Below are 18,430 nucleotides of genomic sequence, written 5' to 3'. Positions count from 1 at the left end.
TGACTATCCGGCCGCGGCGGCGGGCTCCGCGGGCTCGGGCTCCGGTATCGGCTCCGGCTCGGGTTCGGGCTGCGGGGGCGGCACCACGGTGGTCGTCGTGACGGGCGGTGCAGTGGTCGTGGTGACCGGCTTCGTCGTCGTCGTGGTGGGCGGAGTCGTCGTGGTCGTCGTCGTGGTGGTGGTCGTGGTGGTGGTCGTCGTCGTGGTGGACGACGTGGTCGACGGGGTGGTGGTCGTCGTCGTGGTCGACGGCGGCGGTGGCGGCGGAATCTCGGAGGTCGTCACCAGACCGTCGTCACCGGTGACGGTCACGGTCTGGGGTTCGGTCACCACCGGCTCGCCGGGCTGCCCGGGCTCGGTGGAGAAACTCGTCGCGGTCTCGGTGACCGGACCACTCGGGCTGCTGGTCCCGGTCAGGGTGACGGCGAGGCCACCCACGGCCAGCAGGGCGGCCGCGGCGGCGGCGCCGAACAGCAGTGGCGGGCGCTTGTACCAGGGCAGCGGTTCGGGCTCGGCGGGGTAATCGTCCTCGCCGGGGGTGAACGCAATCGGCGGGCGGGCATCGGTAGGGGTTGGGGCGTAACCGGTTTCGTAATCAGGACCCTGGTAGGGGACCGGTTCACCGGTCGGTGCGTCCTCATCCTGGGACCACGCCAGGCCGCCGGGGGCCTCCGCGTCGGCGGCGGCTGCACCACCGGCCCAGCCCATCGTCGGGGCCATTCCGGTGGCTTCGGGGTCCGGGATTGCCGCCGGGGCCAGGCCCGTCGCCGCGCCGGCCTCCGAGGCGAGATCGGCAACCAGGACCGCGCCGGCCGCCGCGAGGGTCGCGGCCTGCGGGGCGGTGACGACCGGAACCTGCAGGCGTTCGGAGAGCCGTTGCGTGACAAGCGGAATGGCGGCACCGCCACCGACGGTCGCGACCGCGCTCAACCGTCCGGGCGCAATGCCGCTCTGCTGCAACAGTTCTTCGACACCGGCCAGCAGCCCGCCGAGCGGCGCGTCGATGAGCTGGTCGAGCTCGGCGCGGGTGACCCGCACATCGGAGCTGTAGCCGGGAAGTTCGGCGGGCACCACGGTGGCGGTGTCGGCGGACAGGCGTTCCTTGGCCCGGCGGCATTCGTCGCGCAGCCGTCCCAGTGACCCGACGGCGGCGGTGCCTGCCGGGTCGGCGTCGCCGGCATCGGCGATACCGGCGATGACGTGGTTGAGCAGCGCCTGGTCGATCTGCTCACCAGAGAAATCGGCGTACCGCAGGGTCGCGCCGATCGGGGCGAGCTGAGCGCCGGCGTCGGCCAGCGTCACGCTGGTGCCGCTGCCACCGAGGTCGACGAGGGCGACGACACCCTGGGGCGGCAGGCTGGAACGCAGACCGGCCAGCGCGGCGACCGAATCCGGCACCACCGCCGCGGCGGCCAGTCCGGGCTTGTTGCGCAGGGCGGTCTGCAGGGCAGCCACCACCGAGGGCGCCCAGTGCGCGGGCAGCGCAATGGTGATGGGGTTGCCGCCGCCGACCGTGTGGGTCATGGCGTCGAGAGCTTCGGCGAGTACCTGATCGCCGCGGTGTGAGGACCCGTCGGAGGCCACCAGCGGTACCGGGTCACCGACGCGGTCCACGAAACCGCCGAGCACCAGGCCGGGGTGGCCCAGGTTGGGGTTCTCGCTGGGGACACCGACCTCGGGCGCCCGGTCGCTGAACAGGGTCAGCACCGACCGGCGTGTGACCGGCGGCCGACCCTCGCGGGCCGCCACCAGATTGGTCATCCCGACGGACAATCCGAGCGAGTCGCTCATGCGACCTCCTTCTGCAAGCACTCACCTTAACGGCTGGCATACCCCATCAGCGGGAATCCCCCTAACGTGTCGGAACCCCTAACGGGCGATCCCCTAACGGGTGCACCTGATGGCTGGGTTCAGCACCGATCTCAGCGGGCCCATCCCTCGATAACATCGGTGCACAAGCTTCAGATGTAACTCCGGGAAGGATGGGGCGGGCACCAACTCATGGCCAACTCACTGCTCGACTTCGTGATGTCGCTGGTGCGGGACTCCGACGCTGCGGCACGCTACGCCGCCGATCCCGCCGCGGCCATCGCCGACGCCCACCTGTCCGATGTGACGAGTGCCGACGTCGACCAGTTGATCCCGGTCGTCGCCGAATCGCTGTCCTCGGCGGTACCCGGTGTCGATGCCACCAACTGGGCCGGCACCCTCCCGGCCGTCGATTCCAACGTCTGGACCAGCGGCGCCGCCACCRCGGCCTTCGATGCGTTCGGGATCGACGATTCGGTGCCGGTGATCGCCGACGGGCTGGACGACCTACCCGTCCACGAGGTGCCGAGCATCACCGATGACGGTGTCGGGGTCGTCCAGGGCCTCGACGATGAGTACGCCGATGTCCCGGTGAACACCGTGGTCGAGGATCTCCCGCTGCACGACAACATCCTCGATCACGAGTGGAGCGCGGCACCGGACGCGGCCGGCTTCGACCTCTTCGACTGATCACGCTCGACCCGAGCCCGCCCAGCTGCGATTCCCCGCGGCAGGGCGGGCTTTTTCGTGTGCCCCCCACGACCCCCTAATCCCCTAATGGGGGCGTCCCCCACACCCCGGTACGGGGTTGGTGGAGGAGGGGATTGCGCCCCGTTTCACGGGGGTCGCGGCGCCCATAACGTTGTCTTCAGTTCGCCGGACCACCCAGCGACAGGAACCACATACCTCCTGAGAAAGGCACTCCAATGACCACCATCATCGACTACATCCTCGACCTCTTCCGTAGCCCCGACCTGGCCGGTGCCTTCGTGAGCGATCCGGAGCAGGCCCTGCGTGACGCCGGCCTGCCGAACGTCACCGCCGCCCAGCTGTCGGCCGTCGCGGCCACGGCAGCCCCGGCCGGCGTCGCCCTCGGTGGCGGGGACCCGGTGCTCGGCCTGCAGCGCGCGGTCGCCGATCACCACAGCCTGGCCAACTCGTTCGCCCCGATGTACGCCCCGCAGCGGACCTTCGCCCCGGAGACCGACATCGCCAGCCACAACAAGACCAACGCGGAGTTCCTGAGCCCCGACCAGAGCTCCGGTGCCAACTCGCAGGTCGGCGGCTTCAACCTCGGCTTCGGTGACATCACCTTCGGCAACAAGACCTCCAACACCGCCACCGACGGTGGCGTCGTGGTCGACGGTGACAACGCGGGCACCGTCACCACCGGCAACGGCAACGTGGTCGGCGACGAGAACATCACCGGCGAGGACATCGTGGTCGGCGACGAGAACGTCACCGGTGACAGCAATGTGGTCGGCGACGACAACGTCACGGACAACACCAAGGTCGACGTCGAGACCGGCAACCACTCGCCGGTCATCATCGGCGACGAGAACGAGGTGGAGGACAACTCCCAGATCGCCGGGGACGACATCATCTCCGACAACGAGGGCCCGGTGCTCAACGACGTCGACACCAGCGGCGGCAACGGTGGCGGCTCGGTCGCCGGCGGTGGCCTGATCGGGGGCGGTCACTCCAGCGGCGGCGACGCCGGCAACGGTGGCGGCATCACCATCATCGACAACTCCGGCACCCTGGACGCCAGCGATGACGACAGCGTGACCACCACCGTGGTGGACACCGATATCGACAACTCGGTGGACAACTCCAACACCCTCGACGTGGACAACACCATCGAGACGAACGTCGACGCCGGACTGTTCTGATTTCCCGTCGCTACGCTCGCCCGGGAGCCCTGATCCCGGACCCGACAATCCGACTGGCGGGGACCGCTTCCTGGTCCCCGCCAGTCGGCGCGCCTACGGTTGACCCTCAGGAAGGGGCGAGATGACGCAATCCGCACGCCCGGTCAAGGTGATCGTCGAACTCATCGACCACACCACCAAGATCGCCGGTCTGTACGAACGCGCCGACCTGGCGGAACGGCTGCGCATCGCCAAGGAGCGGATCACCGATCCGCAGATCCGGGTGGTCATCGCCGGCCAGCTCAAGCAGGGCAAGAGCCAACTGCTCAACTCGCTGCTGAACATCCCAGTGGCCCGGGTGGGGGACGACGAGAGCACCGTGCTGGCCACCGTGGTCTTCTACGCCGAGACGCCGACCGCACGCCTGGTGGTGGTGACCCCCGAGGGCGACGATGCCGAATTCGTCGACATYGACATGTCGGAGCTGAAGAACGATCTGCGCCGGGCACCGGCGGCCGAGGGGCGCGAGGTGCTCCGGGTCGAGGTCGGCGTGCCCAGCCAGATGCTCAAGAACGGCCTGGCGTTCGTGGACACCCCCGGTGTCGGCGGGCACGGCCAGCCCCACCTATCGGCGACGCTGGGCCTGCTGCCCGACGCCGATGCCATGCTGATGATCAGCGACACCAGCCAGGAATTCACCGAACCGGAGATGACCTTCATCCGACAGGCCGTCGAAATCTGCCCGGTCGCAACAATTGTCGCCACCAAGACCGACCTGTACCCGCATTGGCGGGACGTCGTCGCCGCGAACGAGGCGCACCTGCGCCACGCCGCCGTGAGCACCCCGGTGATCCCGGCCAGTTCGGTGCTGCGCAGTCACGCCGTCACCCTCAATGACAAAGAGCTCAACGAGGAATCCAACTTCCCGGCCATCATCAAATTCCTGTCCGAAAAGGTGATGTCACGGGAGAACGATCGGATCCGTGACCATGTGCTCGGTGAGATCCGCGCCGCCGCAGAACATCTGACGCTCACCGTGCACAGTGAGCTGTCCGTGCTCAACGATCCGGCTGCCCGCGAACGGCTCACCGCGGACCTGGAGCGGCGCAAAGAAGAAGCCCAGGAAGCGTTGCAGCAGACCGCGCTGTGGCAGCAGACCCTCAACGACGGCATCGCCGACCTGACCGCCGATGTCGATCACGATCTGCGCAACCGCTTCCGCCACATCACCGCCCACACCGAGAAGGTGATCGACGGCTGCGATCCCACCCAGCACTGGGCCGAGATCGGCACCGAACTGGAGACCGCCGTGGCCACCGCGGTCGGGGACAACTTCGTCTGGGCCTACCAGCGTGCCGAGGCGCTGGCCGCCGAGGTCGCCCGGTTGTTCACCGAGGCGGGCCTCGACGTCGTCGAACTGCCGGAGGTCAGTGCCCGCGACATGGGCGCCGGTTTCGGGGAGTTCAAGTCGGTGGCCCGGCTGGAGGCCAAACCGATCAAGGCCGGCCACAAGGTGGTCACCGGCATGCGCGGCTCCTACGGCGGCATCCTGATGTTCGGCATGCTCACCTCGTTCGCCGGGCTGGGCATGTTCAATCCGTTGTCGCTGGGGGCGGGATTCCTGTTGGGCCGCAAGGCCTACAAGGAGGACATGGAGAACCGGATGCTGCGGGTACGCAACGAGGCGAAGACCAATGCGCGCCGATTCGTCGACGACATCTCCTTCATCGTGAACAAAGAATCCCGGGACCGGTTGCGCGCCGTGCAACGGCAACTGCGCGACCATTACCGCGGTATCGCCAACCAGACCAGCCGCTCACTCAACGAGTCGCTGCAGGCCACTCTCGCGTCGGCCAAGATGGAAGAGGACGAGCGCAACACCCGCATCAAGGAGCTGGAACGTCAGCTCAACATCCTCAAGCAGGTCGTCGACAACGTCGACAAGCTGGTAGCCCCCCGTTGATTCCCCGTCGCTTCGCTCGCCCCCTCTAAGCTTGGCCCCGTCATGAGCACCAGCGATAACGTGCGCGCAATTCTCGGTGGCACGATTGCGGCCTACCGGGCCGACCCCGTGTACCGGCAGCGCCCCGATGTGCACGCCGAACTCGAACGGATCGAGCGCCGGCTGAACGAGCCGATGCGCATTGCACTGGCCGGCACACTGAAGGCTGGCAAATCCACGCTCGTCAACGCACTGGTCGGCGAGGACATCGCCCCGACCGACGCCACCGAGGCCACCCGCATCGTCACCCGGTTCCGGCACGGGCCGTCCCCGAAGGTGACGGCCAATCACCGTGACGGCCGACGGTCCAACGTCCCGATCGCCCGCGCCGCCGGCGACCAGCAACGCAGCCTGACGTTCAGCTTCACCGGACTCGACCCCGAGGACGTCGAGGATCTCGACGTGGAATGGCCGGCCGCCGAACTGACCGACGCCACGATCATCGACACCCCGGGCACCTCGTCGCTGTCGCGCGACGTGTCGCAGCGGACGTTGCGGCTGCTGGTCCCCGAGGACGGGGTGCCGCGGGTGGACGCGGTGGTCTTCCTGCTGCGCACCCTCAATGCCGCCGACATCGCGCTGCTCAAACAGATCGGCGAACTCGTCGGTGGGTCCTCGGGTGCGCTCGGCGTGATCGGGGTGGCCTCCCGCGCCGACGAGATCGGTGCCGGTCGCATCGACGCCATGCTCTCGGCCCGTGATGTCGCCACCCGGTTCACCGCCGAGATGGACAAGACCGGCATCTGCCAGGCCGTGGTGCCGGTGTCAGGGCTGCTCGCCTTGACCGCGCGCACACTGCGCCAGAGCGAGTTCGTCGCGCTGGAGAAGCTGGCCGGGGTGCCGTCCGCGGAGCTGGCGAAGGCGATGCTCAGCGTGGACCGCTTCGTGCGGGAGGATGCCTCGCTGCCGGTCGACGCCGCGACCCGCGCCGCCCTGCTGGAGCGGTTCGGCATGTTCGGTATCCGGATCTCCATCGCCGTGCTCAGCGCCGGGATCAGCGATTCGGTGGCGCTGGCCGACGAACTGCTGGAACGCAGCGGCCTGATCGCGCTGCGCGACGTCATCGACCAGCAGTTCGCGCAGCGCTCCGACCTGCTCAAGGCGCACACCGCGCTGTTGTCGTTGCGCCGATTCGTCCAGATCAATCCGATCTTTGCCAGCCGGCAGATCCTCGCCGACATCGAACCGCTGCTCGCCGATGCGCACGCCTTCGAGGAGCTGCGCCTGTTGAGCCAATTGCGTTCCCGGCCAACCACCTTGACCGAGGACGAGATGTCCTCGCTGCGGCGCCTGATCGGTGGCTCGGGAACCGACGCGGCCAGCAGGCTGGGCCTGGGTCCCGACGCTCCGAACGACGGCCCCCGCGCGGCGTTCGCCGCCACCCAGCGATGGCGCCGTCGCGCAGATCACCCGCTCAACGATCCGTTCACCACCAGAGCGTGCCGGGCGGCGGTGCGCAGCGCCGAAGGGCTGGTCGCGGAGTTCCACGCGCGGGGTCGATAAGCGCTCGCGCGAAGAGAAGACGACGACGCTAGGGCTGCGGGTACAGCGTCCGGGTCTCGTTCTGGCGGGCCCGGCGCCGGGTTGTGGTGGTCTCGTCCTCTTCGTCGTCATCGTCGTTCGCCCGCGAGCGCGGCGTGCGGGTCGGCCGCTCCGATGAGGATGAGGTCTCCGAGGAGGACGACGGCGTGGAGATGTCGGTGATATCGGTCGTCTCGGGTGGCCGGGTACTGGTGATCGTCGACGTCGTGGTCGACGATGAGTCGGTGCTGGACGAACTGTCCGAGAACGGCGTCACGTACTCCAGCGGTGCCGGCTCGGTGGTGCCGGCCTGGCGGACCACGAACATCGTCAACCACACGATCAGTGCGATGGCCGCGAGTGCGGCCACGCTGGCCGCCAGCAGGGTGGGCGTTCGCTCATGCCACTTGGGATCGCCCGTCACGGCCACCGATAGTAGCCCCGGATCAATCCAGCTGCCGGATGACCTCCGAGGAGAAGAAGGCCAGGTGGTCGAGATCGGACATGTCCAGAACCTGCAGGTAGACCCGCTGGACGCCGGCCCGGGTGAAGGCGCCCAGCTTGTCCACGATCTCGTCGGCGGTGCCCGCGACCGGTGAGTTGCCGCGCATCTCATCGAGTTCCCGGCCGATCGCTGCGGCGCGGCGGGTGAGCTCGGATTCGCCGCTGCCCGCGCACAGCACGAAGCAGGCCGAGTAGATCAGCGAGTCCGGGGCGCGGCCGGCGGCAGCGACCGCGGTGGCGACCCGATCGTATTGCGCTGTCAGGTCTTCCAGCGAGGCGAACGGGATGTTGAACTCGTCGGCGAACTGCGCGGTCAGCGCGGGTGTCCGCTTGGGGCCGCCGCCGCCGATGATGATCGGCGGGTGCGGTGTCTGCGCAGGCTTGGGCAGCGCCGGGGAATCCTTGACGGTGTAATGCGTTCCCGCGTAGTCGAAGGTCTCGAAGACCGGGGTGTCCCACAGCCCGGTGAGGATGTGCAGCTGCTCGGTGAGCCGGTCGAAACGCTCACCCAACGGCGGGAACGGGATGGCGTACGCCGCGTGCTCGGCCTCGAACCAGCCGGCGCCGATGCCGAGTTCGACTCGGCCGCCGCTCATTTCGTCGACCTGCGCGACGGCGATGGCCAACGGTCCCGGGTGCCGGAAGGTAGCGGAGGTGACCATGGTGCCCAACCGGATGGTGTTGGTCTCGCGCGCGATGCCGGCCAGCGTCACCCAGGAATCGGTCGGGCCGGGCAGGCCGTCACCGGCCATCGCCAGGTAGTGGTCGGACCGGAAGAAGGCGGAATATCCGAGCTGTTCGGCGGCTTGCGCGACGGCGAGCTGATCGGCGTAGCTCGCGCCCTGCTGGGGTTCGACGAAGACACGGAAGTCGAGGGAAGGCATGCGAGCAAGCCTAGTTGCTTCACCCGGGCAGGGCGGCGATCGCGACGGTGAACCCGGCCCGCTCGAACAGTTCTTGGGTGCAGCTCACCCCGGTGATCCGCTCGGCGAGTGTGAAACCGGCTGCGGTCAGGTCGGCGCCCAGATCCTGCAGGTCCCCGAGCACATCGGGTTCGGCGCCGAGCCGCTCGTCCGGGAACAGCAGATCGACATCGAGCAGTAACCGGCCGTCACGCCACCAGTGGAAGCGGCTGACCGAGTTGATGTTGCGGAAATGCGAGACGACGGTCCGGCCACCGGACAGCGGCTCCATGGCGGCTTCGGTGACGCCGAGATAGCCGTTGACCTCGGCGATCAACGACCAGCCGGGGCCGGCTTCGGTGACCGCGATGATCGCCTCGTCGGGCCGGTAGCCGGCATCCCAGCGCTCGACCGTGCGGGCCACCACGGCATCGATACCGTCCGCGTGCGCGATGGTGCTCGCGCCGAGCGCCGCGAGGACCGCGTCGGGTTCGATGCCGCTGAGCAGTGTGACGCAGTGACCCTCATCGGTCCAGGACCCGTCGGCCATCACAGACCGCGGCGGCTGCCCTGTACCGCGGCGATGGCGTCGGCGTCCCCGTCGAAGCTGACCCGGGCCGGCTCGCGTCCGGCGGAGAACAACAACAACTCACCGGGATCGCCGGTGACCGTCACCGGCGCACCCTTGCCCGCGGTGGCCAGCATCTTGCCCTCTCGCGTGGTCAGCGATACCCGGGCCGGGGACTTCGACAGCGTCATCCGCGCGAACATGCCGACCTGGCCGCTCAGCGCGTCCGTCGTCTCTTCGTCGAGAATCCTTGGTTCCCAGCTGGTTCCGGCACGGCGGACATCCTCGTTGTGGATGAACATCTCGCTGACGTTCGCGAACCGGTCGATCAGGATGAAGGGGGAGTAGAGCGGCGGGCCGGCCGCAACCTGGGCGAGCAGTTCGGGCCAGTCGGTGGACGCCGTCACCTGCTCCTGCACGCGGGCGGTGTAACCGGCGAGCTTGGGCACCAGGATCCCGGGCGCGGCGTCCAGGCGCCGTTCGCGGACCACCAGATGCGCGGCCAGGTCACGGGCGTTCCAGCCCTCGCAGAGGGTGGGTGCGTCGGGTCCGGCGGCCCGCATGGTGTCCACCAACGCCGCACGTTCCTTGCGGGCAACAGTCATCAGTACGTCTCCACACCTTCGATTCGGACCAACATGCCATGCCCGGTCCCGTCGTTGGTGAAACGCGTGCCGGCCTCCGTGGCCTCGATGGTCCAGCCCAGCGCGGTGTAGGTGCGGTAATCCAGCGGCACCGTCGGGATGTCGCCGAGGTTCCCGGACACCCAGGTGACGGCGCCGTCGGCGTTGAGGTTCACGCCGTTGGCCGGAAACCCGTCGATGCTCGGTGACTTCTCGAATTCGGCCTCGCAGCTGACTGCTTCGACGTTGAGCTGGCAGCGGGTGAGCCCCGATTTCGTCTCGAGATAGACGTAACCGTTCTGCGGTGCGAGGGCCTCGGGACCGGCCGGCACCGGGGTGGCCGACGTGGGTGGCGCAGGTGGCGTCGTGGAGGTGGTGCGGCTGGGCCGCGTCGTCGGGAAGTCAGGTTCGGTACCCGAGGGCGCCGAACCGACCGGGTTTCCGTCTGTGCTGTCGCTGCATCCGGCGAGCACCAGGGTGAGCGCGATGGCGCCGGTCCCGATGCACGCCGCTGCCCGTATCGCCCTGCCTGCCACGAGTTCGAGGCTACCGGGCAGATCGCCGATCATCGGGGCAGCACACCGTGCGTCCGGCTACTGGTGCAGCGCGATGCGCAGCGCGTCGGGCAGCGCCTGGTGGCCGGGCTCGTTGCCGAAGTTCTCGATGAGCACCACCTGGAGTTCGCCGACCACTCCGCCGAGGACGGCACCGACCGCGATCATGGTCGGCTCGTCGTCCTTGAAGACCGGCCGCAGGATGGATTCGTACTCCTCGTTGCTGAGCTGGCTCATCTTGTCGATGATGGTGTTCTCCAGGTCGAGCACGTTCATCGCGTAATCCTGGGCCTCCAGCAGCGTGGTCGGCAGCTGCGCCAGCACCATCTGGACCATATTGTCCTTGAGTGCGTTGTACCGCTGGGTGCCGACGGCCAGCTTGACCAAGGGCGCGGCCATCCCGGTCTGCGCATCGATGGCCGCGCTGACTTCCTTGCCGACGAGACTGAACAGTTTGTCCGCGCCCGGGCCGCGCAGCACGCCGTCGAACAGGATCTCGGGGGAGAACAGGTCCTCGGCCAGAATCCTGGCGTAGTCGCGGGTGACCTTGTCCCGCTGCGCGTGCAGCAGACCTTGGAACGGGATGAAGCCGAGATACTTCTTCGGTTCGATGGGTCGGAACAACATGTTCAAGGCGATGTAGTCGCTGATGAAGCCGACGCCGAAACCGAAGGCCGGCATGATCCACGGATTCTGGAACAACGCCCAGGCGAACATCTGCACGACGCCGATGACGAGCCCGAAATAGATGCCGCTGCGCCGGACGAACGCCATCGCGTCATCGCCCATACCGCGCATCAGCTTGTTCAGCTTGTCTTTGTTGCGGACCAGGGTGGTGACGGCCAGGTACTGGATGTCGACGAATCGCGGGAGATCGGAGCGCATCTCGTTCATCAGCGATTCCACGACGCGCGGTGTCTCATCGTGGATGCGCTTCTGGATGGCCCGCCGGCCGGCTTCGGGCAGCGAGTCCCACAGGCCGGGCCGGATCTGTTCGGCGACCTCGCGGGAGATCTCGTCGATGGCTTCGGTCAGCGGTTCGCGCAGCGCCTCGACGGCTTCCTTGGCGTCGACGCGGTCGAGCAGTTCCTCGGGTTTGAGCAGGTTCTGGGTGAGCAGTTCGATGGTCTTGGAGCCGACCTTGCCGGCCCGGCGCGGCACGATGCCCTGCCAGCCGAACGGGCCGATCCCTTTGAATTCCATTGGGCGGTACAGCATCTCCACCGCGACGATCTTGGTGCTCCACCCGACGAAGGCCGCCACGAACGGCATGGACAGGTAGATGAACCAGTTGGCGCCGAAATCGGCCTGGATCTCCTGCCAGGACTGGATGGCGAGGACCGTCTGGCTACTCATTGGCGACTGCGGCCGCCCACAGCCCCTGGCCCAGGCCCGACAGGCGCAACGACAACTTCTCCGTCCGGGCGATCAACGGCCCGCGCGATGCGCTCTTGACCGCCTTCAGCACCATCGGCTCCGCCATCAACACCTCATAGTCCGCTTTTCGGGACGGGTCCTCGGGACCGGTCTCAACCAGACCAAGGGATAGCAGATGATCGACGTACTGCGGGACCATATGGGGAAGTGCGACGTTTGCGGTGCGCCCAATGAGGCACGCGTTCTGCAGCACGACCTGGTTGCGCGACCGGCTGTGCACGTTGACCAGCGGTGAGGACGTGCCGTCCGACAACGCGCCGACGATGCGAGCTTCATCGGCGACGAGCTGGTCGAGTAGCCGGTGATAGAGCTCCTGCTGGCTGCCGCTGGTGCTCTGGTCCAGGGCGCGATCCAGCAGCCGGCCCAGCTTGGTGTGCAGCGAGTCGGTCGCCGACGGCGCATCCTCTGCGGACTTCAACGGCCGCGGCGCGGCGTCCAGGGCTTCCAACCGGTTCTTCACCAAGGTGGCGAGCTGCTCCTCGGTCCAGCTGGCGAGTTTGAGGCCGGTCTTGGCGGMGTCGATCGCGCGATCCGTGATCCCCAGCGGGTCGAACCATTTCGGCACCACCGGTTGCTGCTTGGGGGTGCGGATGGCGATGGCGATGTCACCGAGCGGGGTGGCGAAACGGAACCCGCGGCGGTTGAAGCCGTTGCGCTTGACTGGTGTCTTGTCGGTGACGGTGGCCTCGACAGGTTCCTCGGCCTCGGGGGTTTCGACGGTCTCGGCCGGGCTGTCGATGACATCCTCGATCGGGACGTCGACGGGGACCTCGGCCGGGCCGTGATGACGACTGTGCTCTGACACCTGTGATCGACCCCTATGTGCGCGACGGGTGAGCGGCTCTGCGGTCCACTCTGACCGGATAAGGCACGTTACCGGCTAGAGCGACGGCGGCGGGTCGGTGCCCTCGGTCGCGGACCGGACCTGGGTGCACAGCAGCGTGCTCAGCGGCACCGCGAACAGCAACAGTGCCAGCGTCGTGTCGTCGGGTGAGAAGTCCTGATAGACGGTGACGATGCCGGCCGCCGCCGCGACCAGAAGCAATTGCGCCGATACCGCGAGCACAACTCCGGTGTGCGCCGCTCCGGAATCCGGCGGCATTGCCCACAGCAGCGCGAACAGCGCGGCCGTCACCGCGATGACCGGCGTCAGCGGCACGGCGAGGACGCTCGGGATCCACGCGGTGCCGACGACGATGAGCAGTGGGATCAGCACCAGTCGGTTCACCAGCTCGGACGGGATGGGCGTGGGCCGGCCCACGAGGCCGAGAATGGTTGCCGCACATCCGATCACGACGAGGCAGGTGACGACCTGGGTGGGCTTGGCCCAGAACGCGACGGGTACGGTCACGCCCAACTGGCTCAACGTGATGTTCACGTAGACGGGTAGGAGATACAGCAGACCCACCCGGGCGACGAGCTGTCCGACCGTGCCGTTGCGGCTTCGGCGCACGGCGACGGGCACCAAGGTGAACAGCGCCAGCCACATGATGGCGAGCTCCAGACCCGCCGGCGGCGCGATGCTGGCCTCGGTGGGGCCGGTGATCGCATTGGCGACCAGGTTCACGATGATCACCACCGCGATGACGATCTGGCCGGCCAGCGCACTGATCCCGACAGCCAGCGTGGTGCGCACATCGCCGCGGGGCAGCAGGGCCGACCGGAACGATCGGCGCGTGCCGTAGGCAATGGCAAGGGCGACCAGGATCGCGTGCGGCCAGGTGCCCGGACCGCCGGGGGTCCAGTAGTTCTCCTTGAAACCCGAGGAGATGCCGCCCACTTCGGTGATCTCGAGGACGACGATGATCACGGCCACCGTGCACAGCAGCGCGGTGTACTTCCAGCCCTGCCGGTGCCGCGACACGCTGTGCGCGATGGCCGACCGGGAATGTGCGGCCAGCGCGACACCGCCGGTGGCCATCGCTGCCACGAATGCCAGCGCGATCGCCGGGACGTAGGTCTGGGCCCCGATGTCATCGAGCAGCAGGTAGAGGAGGTCGTTCGGGTCCGCGGGTGGCACAGCGTGCAGCGCCTGGCCGAACCGGATGTTGGCCCAGATGCTCGGGACCCACGGCGCGGCAACCAGGCAGGTCAGCAGGAGGCTCAGCCAGGGACCGGTCGGTCGCCGACGGATATGGAGCTGCGCGATCACCAGCGTCGCGGCCACCAGCCACGCCGCGAGCGCCGGGAACACCTGCCAGGCCCGGTCGGCGGTCAGGATCAGGATCGGGAGGAGTGGGGTCGCGATACCCGCGCACCAGGCCAGCAGCGCATGATGCCGGGGCGCATCCGGAGCTGTGGCGGTGTAGACGTAGCCGACCACCGCGACACCGGAGCCCACCGCCAGACCGCACAGCAGTGGCCAGATCGGTGAGTACTTGAAGACCAGCTCGCCGCCGAAAAGTGAATGCTCCTCGGGTGCAAAGAAGCCGGGGATGAAGCCGAAGGCGAGCATCACCGCGGCGCCCAGCCAGGTGAGAACAGCGAGCACGCGCAGCGGCACCGGAAGTGCCCGCGGGCGCAGGTGGGTGGGACGGCGTCGGGCTTCTTGCCAGATCGGAGTCAGGACGCGTTGGGCGGCGCCGCGCGGCTGACCGGATTCAGGTTCCACCGCGGCATTATTGCCGACCGGCTGCCGATTTTGGGATCGGTAGCCGCCGATATGCCGTCTCATTCTTGTCATGAACATGTGGAAGTTGTCGCTGCCCGTCATCGCGGCCGCACTGCTCGCGGGTTGCACGTCGGAGCCCGTCACGCCGGCCGCCGAATCCGAGACCACGCCCGCCCCGGCCGGTGCACCGGCTCAGACCACCACGGTGGTCGCGACCCCGCCGGTCACCGTGACCGTCACCGCGCCGCCGTCACCGGTCGCCTCGGAGCCTGCAGTGCCCACGCCCTGCGCGGATACCGATCTGGTGGTGTCGAACAAGCCGCTGGAATCGCAGGGCTCGGAGTACCGGCTGGTGTTGCTGTTCGAGAATGTGACCTCCAAGGCGTGCACGCTGCAGGGCTATCCGGGCGCGGACATCGTCGACGTGGACCTGCCGATCGTGCACGTCGAGCGCCGCCAGCAGAACGCCGCGCCCCTGCTGACCCTGGCGCCCGGCGACATCGCCACCGCTGATCTGCGGGCCAGCGACGTGAACCGGGAGACCGAAAGCCCGTGCGGGAAGTGGGGACTGGTCGTCATCATCGCCCCCAACACCTTCCAGTCGCGGCACCTGGACGTCGGGATGCCGATGTGCAGTGCGCTGATCAGTTCGGTGACCTGAGGCGAGGTATGGTAGTGACCAGATAACAGATTTTGGTCACTACGAAAGGGCGTCGTGATGCCCCGTCCGCTGATCCCCGATCGGCGAGAACGTCTGCTGACCGCGGCGCGCGCACTCGCGCTCGACAAGGGGTGGACGACCACCACCGTCGCCGAAATTGCTGCCCGGGCCGGCATCGGCAAAGGCGCTGTCTACCTTGAGTTCCCGGACAAGTCCGCGATCCTGGCGGCCGTGCTGAACCGCAGCATGCGCGCCATGACCGTCGACGTCCATCGACGGGTGCTCGACGCGGGCGAGGTGATCGACCTGCCGATGATCTACCGGTTCGGTGTGGAGGCGCTGCTCGCCGAACCCTTGATGCGCGCCCTGTATCTCGGCGACGAGGCCATCCTCGGCGATCATGTCCGCGCCGTTTCCGACGGCCGATACCAGCAGCGGTTCGACTGGCTCGCCGACTACATCGTCGCCCTGCAACGCATCGGGGTGATCGACGCGGACGTGGCGATCGAGCCGTTGGTGCGCATGTTGAGTGTCTTCACCGTCGGGCTGCTGCAGGCGCCGGGCATCGTGGACGTCGGCGGCGACGACCAGCTCCGCGACACCGTCGGGCTGTTCGCCGATCTGGTCGGGCGGGGACTGGCGACCGGTCTGCCCGTCGATCCCGCGGCAGCCCGGCGGGCGCAACTGATCCTGCTGGAACGGCTCGATGCCCAGCTGCATCAGTTGGACGCGCCCTGATGTCCGCAGTATTCGAATCCCATACCGATCTGACGGTCTGTGGAGGGCCCGTGCGGCTGTACCGCGCGGGCCGGTCCGGACCACCCCTGCTGTTGTTGCACGGTGCGATGCTCGACACCGGCCAGGGCGTGTGGCACGACGTGGTCCCGGACTTGGCGCGCGACCACCGCGTCCACGTCATCGATCTGCCCCGGCACGGCGGCAGCAGGCCCTGGGCCGGCACACTCGACGACGCCTTCTACCGCCGGTTCATCGCGGAGCTGCTCGATGAGATCGGGCTGGCGCGGGCCGCACTGATCGGACTGTCGATGGGTGGCGGTGTGGCAGTCGGATTCGCGCTGGAGCACCCGGACCGGGTGAGTGCGCTGGTGTCGATCGGCCCCGGGGGGATCGGCGCCAAGCGGCCCCATCAATTCCTCACCTGGGCGACGATGCACACACCCGGCCTGCTGAGGCTGTGCAGCTGGATTCTGACCCGGTATCCCGGCTACGTCCGGTCATCCATGGCGGCCAACTTGACGGCCGGTGCCGATACCCCGGGATTCGAGCGCATCATCGCCCAGGCCGTCACCGAAGCCCGGGCGAAGAACCGCCACGGAGAGAAAGCGCTGGACGACTGGCAGATCGAGGCCTACGGCCCCCGCGCGATGCGCTTCGACCTCACACCCGCGCTGCACACGCTGACCGTCCCGATCTTGTGGATGCGCGGCGATCGAGACCCGTTGGTCGCCGCGGCCGACCTTGCTGCCGCCCACGCGCAGACGCCTGGTTCGAGGTTGGTCACCGTGGCGGACGCCGGCCACATCGTGACCTATGACCGTCCCGACGAGTTCGTTGCCGTGGTCCGGAACTTCCTCGCCGAGGTGCTTTAGGCAGACCTGAGTAGCGCACTACTCAGGTCGGCGGCGCCGGGCGCGAGGAGCATCGGCCCCAGTGGACTCGGCAACGGCGGCGGGGGTCGATCATGAGCATTGGCAAGCACTTCGGGGCGCTGGCGGTCACGGCGCTGGTGATGACGGCGGCGGCCGCTCCGATACCGCAGCCGCCGGCGGTGAAGCTGGCTGCGGAGTCGACAGTTCTCACGGTGTGCGGGGTCACCTGCCCGACATGGCTCCCCGCCGACATCGAACGCATCATGGATCAGTTCGTCACGCCCACCCATCCGCTGCTACCCGGTGACACCGTGACAACGGTCGCGGTGACTGCGCCGGGGGAGCTCTGGCCCCTCACCGGACTCGCGCGCCTCGTCTTGCTCGCCCTCGCGGATCCGAGGTTGGGCGGACTCGGTGGCGGTGCGTGGCCGGATGTGCCGCTGTGGAAACTATCCGGACTGTTCGACCTCACCGCCAACCAATCGGTGCAGGTGGGGGCGGCTGCTCTGCAGGACGCGATGGCCGCGAACCCCAGCGAGCATCAGGTGATCTACGGCTACTCGCAGGGCGCAGGCGTCGCGAATGTGGTGAAGCGCAGGCTGGCCGCGCAGTACCCCGGACCCGGTGCCCCCGATATCGACTTCGTGCTTGGTGGCGATCCGAATCTGCCCAACGGCGGCTTGATGTCCCGGTTCCCGGGGCTCTACATACCGCTCCTCGATTTCTCGTTCAACGGCGCCGCGAAATCCGACACCGAGTTCGACACGGTCGAGATCAACGGCCAGTACGACGGGTTCGTCGATTTCCCCTTGTATCCGCTCAATCTCCTCGCCACCGTGAATGCGATCCTGGGTATCGCCTACGTGCACGGATGGCCGTTCGACCCTAGCCTGCCCGCCGACGATCCCACGAAATCGCCTGCGTACCAAGGAGTTCACGGCGACACCAGCTACTACTTCTTCGAGTCACAAAACCTGCCGCTGTTCGCGCCGCTGCGCACGCTCGGAGTGCCCGAGGCCCTGATCGACGTGGTCGAGCCGTTCTTCCGGGTGCTCGTGGAACTGGGCTACGACCGCAGTATCCCGGCGTGGGAGCCGACGCCGGCGCGATTGATCCCCCGGTTGGATCCGGCGAAGGTCCTGATCGATCTGCTCAACGCGGTCGGCGAGGGCATCAACAACGCAGCGGCCATCGTCGGCCTACCGCCGCTGGTGCGCACTCCTGCACCTGCCGCCGCAACCATCACGACCACGATCACCGAGGCCAAGAAGTCGGAGCCGTTTGAGCTGACGACCTCGAAGCGCGACAGCGACACACCCGATGGTTCGGTGCTCGACACTCCCGGAAGCAGCGCACTCGACTCATCCGCCGACCCGACCCTCGATCCTTCATCGACGCCGGACCCCGAGCCCGAGTCGCGCGAAGCCTTCGAGGACGAGCTGGAAGCCTCCGACCGGTCCGGCAACGATGACAGCCACCAGCTGAGCAACGGCACGACAGATGGCAGCGCGACCGGTGGGAGTGGCGCCGGCGGCAACCAGGACTTCGGCGATACCGGTGTGACCGGCGACACGGAGCAGGGTGGTGACACCGAGGAATCTGGCGACACCGAAGAATCTGGCGACACCGAAGCCGGTTCAACCGGTACCGACGGGCAACCGAACGACGCGTGAGACCGACGTTTCTGCTGTTCGGGAGCCTCCGCGGCCGCAGAAGCGTCGGTTTCGGCGTGGCGGGAACAAATCCGTGCGGCACCC

General features: G+C 68.0%; 17 protein-coding genes. 8 read left to right on the top strand and 9 right to left on the bottom strand.

Annotated elements, in window-relative coordinates; genetic code table 11:
- Positions 1 to 3: 3 nt before the first annotated feature.
- Entirely contained in the window at positions 4 to 1,791 is a 1,788-nt protein-coding gene (locus tag AC1DTF_RS08675; protein ID WP_477473783.1) for an Hsp70 family protein, read from the bottom strand.
- 210 nt (positions 1,792 to 2,001) lie between these two features.
- Between AC1DTF_RS08675 and AC1DTF_RS08670 the strand changes: the two genes are divergently transcribed.
- The 4 genes from AC1DTF_RS08670 to AC1DTF_RS08655 all read left to right on the top strand — a co-directional run bounded on the left by AC1DTF_RS08670 (position 2,002) and on the right by AC1DTF_RS08655 (position 7,185).
- Positions 2,002 to 2,499: an Rv0340 family IniB-related protein gene (locus AC1DTF_RS08670; protein ID WP_477473782.1), complete on the top strand. Its 498-nt coding sequence runs from the start codon at positions 2,002 to 2,004 to the stop codon at positions 2,497 to 2,499.
- Positions 2,500 to 2,735: 236 nt separating this feature from the next.
- Complete coding sequence (locus tag AC1DTF_RS08665) at positions 2,736 to 3,701, top strand: IniB N-terminal domain-containing protein (protein ID WP_057170304.1); 966 nt, start codon at positions 2,736 to 2,738, stop codon at positions 3,699 to 3,701.
- A 121-nt stretch (positions 3,702 to 3,822) separates the two neighbouring features.
- On the top strand, positions 3,823 to 5,643 hold the full coding sequence (iniA, locus tag AC1DTF_RS08660) for an isoniazid-induced dynamin-like GTPase IniA (protein WP_057170303.1): 1,821 nt from the start codon (positions 3,823 to 3,825) through the stop codon (positions 5,641 to 5,643).
- A 42-nt stretch (positions 5,644 to 5,685) separates the two neighbouring features.
- Positions 5,686 to 7,185, top strand: coding sequence for a dynamin family protein (locus AC1DTF_RS08655; RefSeq protein ID WP_477473781.1), 1,500 nt, complete (start codon positions 5,686 to 5,688; stop codon positions 7,183 to 7,185).
- 28 nt (positions 7,186 to 7,213) lie between these two features.
- Here AC1DTF_RS08655 and AC1DTF_RS08650 read toward each other — a convergent pair whose 3' ends face one another.
- The 8 genes from AC1DTF_RS08650 to AC1DTF_RS08615 all read right to left on the bottom strand — a co-directional run bounded on the left by AC1DTF_RS08650 (position 7,214) and on the right by AC1DTF_RS08615 (position 14,402).
- Entirely contained in the window at positions 7,214 to 7,627 is a 414-nt protein-coding gene (locus AC1DTF_RS08650; protein ID WP_477473780.1) for a hypothetical protein, read from the bottom strand.
- A gap of 22 nt (positions 7,628 to 7,649) precedes the next feature.
- Positions 7,650 to 8,591 (bottom strand): LLM class F420-dependent oxidoreductase, encoded by a 942-nt coding sequence (locus tag AC1DTF_RS08645; RefSeq protein ID WP_057170301.1) that lies wholly within the window; start codon positions 8,589 to 8,591, stop codon positions 7,650 to 7,652.
- A gap of 19 nt (positions 8,592 to 8,610) precedes the next feature.
- Positions 8,611 to 9,159, bottom strand: a complete 549-nt coding sequence (locus AC1DTF_RS08640) for a DUF6461 domain-containing protein (RefSeq protein ID WP_477473779.1) — start codon at positions 9,157 to 9,159, stop codon at positions 8,611 to 8,613.
- A complete protein-coding gene (locus AC1DTF_RS08635) occupies positions 9,159 to 9,782 on the bottom strand; it encodes a TIGR03085 family metal-binding protein (RefSeq protein WP_477473778.1) in 624 nt (207 codons plus the stop codon). The genes AC1DTF_RS08640 and AC1DTF_RS08635 overlap by 1 nt, the downstream gene beginning before the upstream one ends.
- Positions 9,782 to 10,369, bottom strand: coding sequence for a hypothetical protein (locus tag AC1DTF_RS08630; protein WP_235571578.1), 588 nt, complete (start codon positions 10,367 to 10,369; stop codon positions 9,782 to 9,784). The genes AC1DTF_RS08635 and AC1DTF_RS08630 overlap by 1 nt, the downstream gene beginning before the upstream one ends.
- Positions 10,370 to 10,393: 24 nt before the next feature.
- Entirely contained in the window at positions 10,394 to 11,710 is a 1,317-nt protein-coding gene (locus AC1DTF_RS08625) for a DUF445 domain-containing protein (protein ID WP_057170298.1), read from the bottom strand.
- Complete coding sequence (locus tag AC1DTF_RS08620) at positions 11,703 to 12,596, bottom strand: Abi-alpha family protein (protein WP_477473777.1); 894 nt, start codon at positions 12,594 to 12,596, stop codon at positions 11,703 to 11,705. The genes AC1DTF_RS08625 and AC1DTF_RS08620 overlap by 8 nt, the downstream gene beginning before the upstream one ends.
- Before the next feature lie 75 nt (positions 12,597 to 12,671).
- The gene (locus tag AC1DTF_RS08615; RefSeq protein ID WP_477473776.1) at positions 12,672 to 14,402 is read right to left on the bottom strand and encodes a hypothetical protein; all 1,731 of its coding nucleotides are present in this window, start codon (positions 14,400 to 14,402) and stop codon (positions 12,672 to 12,674) included.
- A gap of 70 nt (positions 14,403 to 14,472) precedes the next feature.
- On the opposite strand from AC1DTF_RS08615, the gene AC1DTF_RS08610 reads away from it, so the two are divergent.
- From AC1DTF_RS08610 to AC1DTF_RS08595, 4 genes are all read left to right on the top strand, one after another.
- The gene (locus tag AC1DTF_RS08610) at positions 14,473 to 15,063 is read left to right on the top strand and encodes a DUF4232 domain-containing protein (RefSeq protein ID WP_477473775.1); all 591 of its coding nucleotides are present in this window, start codon (positions 14,473 to 14,475) and stop codon (positions 15,061 to 15,063) included.
- A gap of 57 nt (positions 15,064 to 15,120) precedes the next feature.
- Positions 15,121 to 15,801 carry a TetR/AcrR family transcriptional regulator gene (locus AC1DTF_RS08605; RefSeq protein WP_477473774.1) on the top strand — a complete coding sequence of 227 codons (681 nt, stop codon included), beginning with the start codon at positions 15,121 to 15,123 and terminating at the stop codon, positions 15,799 to 15,801.
- The gene (locus tag AC1DTF_RS08600) at positions 15,801 to 16,673 is read left to right on the top strand and encodes an alpha/beta fold hydrolase (RefSeq protein ID WP_477473773.1); all 873 of its coding nucleotides are present in this window, start codon (positions 15,801 to 15,803) and stop codon (positions 16,671 to 16,673) included. Before AC1DTF_RS08605 ends, AC1DTF_RS08600 begins: the two co-directional genes overlap by 1 nt.
- Positions 16,674 to 16,765: 92 nt before the next feature.
- On the top strand, positions 16,766 to 18,346 hold the full coding sequence (locus AC1DTF_RS08595; protein WP_477473772.1) for a PE-PPE domain-containing protein: 1,581 nt from the start codon (positions 16,766 to 16,768) through the stop codon (positions 18,344 to 18,346).
- The last annotated feature ends 84 nt before the right edge of the window (positions 18,347 to 18,430 follow it).

It is taken from the genome of Mycobacterium sp. P4_H6 (assembly GCF_056400845.1).
This window is presented reverse-complemented; position numbering and strand designations above follow the sequence as displayed.

Bases quoted from the DNA above. Each gene is read 5' to 3' on its own strand.
- AC1DTF_RS08640 (WP_477473779.1), bottom strand. From the start codon at position 9,159: ATGGCCGACGGGTCCTGGACCGATGAGGGTCACTGCGTCACACTGCTC.
- AC1DTF_RS08630 (WP_235571578.1), bottom strand. From the start codon at position 10,369: ATGATCGGCGATCTGCCCGGTAGCCTCGAACTCGTGGCAGGCAGGGCG.
- AC1DTF_RS08605 (WP_477473774.1), top strand. From the start codon at position 15,121: ATGCCCCGTCCGCTGATCCCCGATCGGCGAGAACGTCTGCTGACCGCG.
- AC1DTF_RS08655 (WP_477473781.1), top strand. From the start codon at position 5,686: ATGAGCACCAGCGATAACGTGCGCGCAATTCTCGGTGGCACGATTGCG.
- AC1DTF_RS08595 (WP_477473772.1), top strand. From the start codon at position 16,766: ATGAGCATTGGCAAGCACTTCGGGGCGCTGGCGGTCACGGCGCTGGTG.
- AC1DTF_RS08635 (WP_477473778.1), bottom strand. From the start codon at position 9,782: ATGACTGTTGCCCGCAAGGAACGTGCGGCGTTGGTGGACACCATGCGG.
- AC1DTF_RS08600 (WP_477473773.1), top strand. From the start codon at position 15,801: ATGTCCGCAGTATTCGAATCCCATACCGATCTGACGGTCTGTGGAGGG.
- AC1DTF_RS08665 (WP_057170304.1), top strand. From the start codon at position 2,736: ATGACCACCATCATCGACTACATCCTCGACCTCTTCCGTAGCCCCGAC.
- AC1DTF_RS08645 (WP_057170301.1), bottom strand. From the start codon at position 8,591: ATGCCTTCCCTCGACTTCCGTGTCTTCGTCGAACCCCAGCAGGGCGCG.
- AC1DTF_RS08675 (WP_477473783.1), bottom strand. From the start codon at position 1,791: ATGAGCGACTCGCTCGGATTGTCCGTCGGGATGACCAATCTGGTGGCG.
- AC1DTF_RS08610 (WP_477473775.1), top strand. From the start codon at position 14,473: ATGAACATGTGGAAGTTGTCGCTGCCCGTCATCGCGGCCGCACTGCTC.
- AC1DTF_RS08625 (WP_057170298.1), bottom strand. From the start codon at position 11,710: ATGAGTAGCCAGACGGTCCTCGCCATCCAGTCCTGGCAGGAGATCCAG.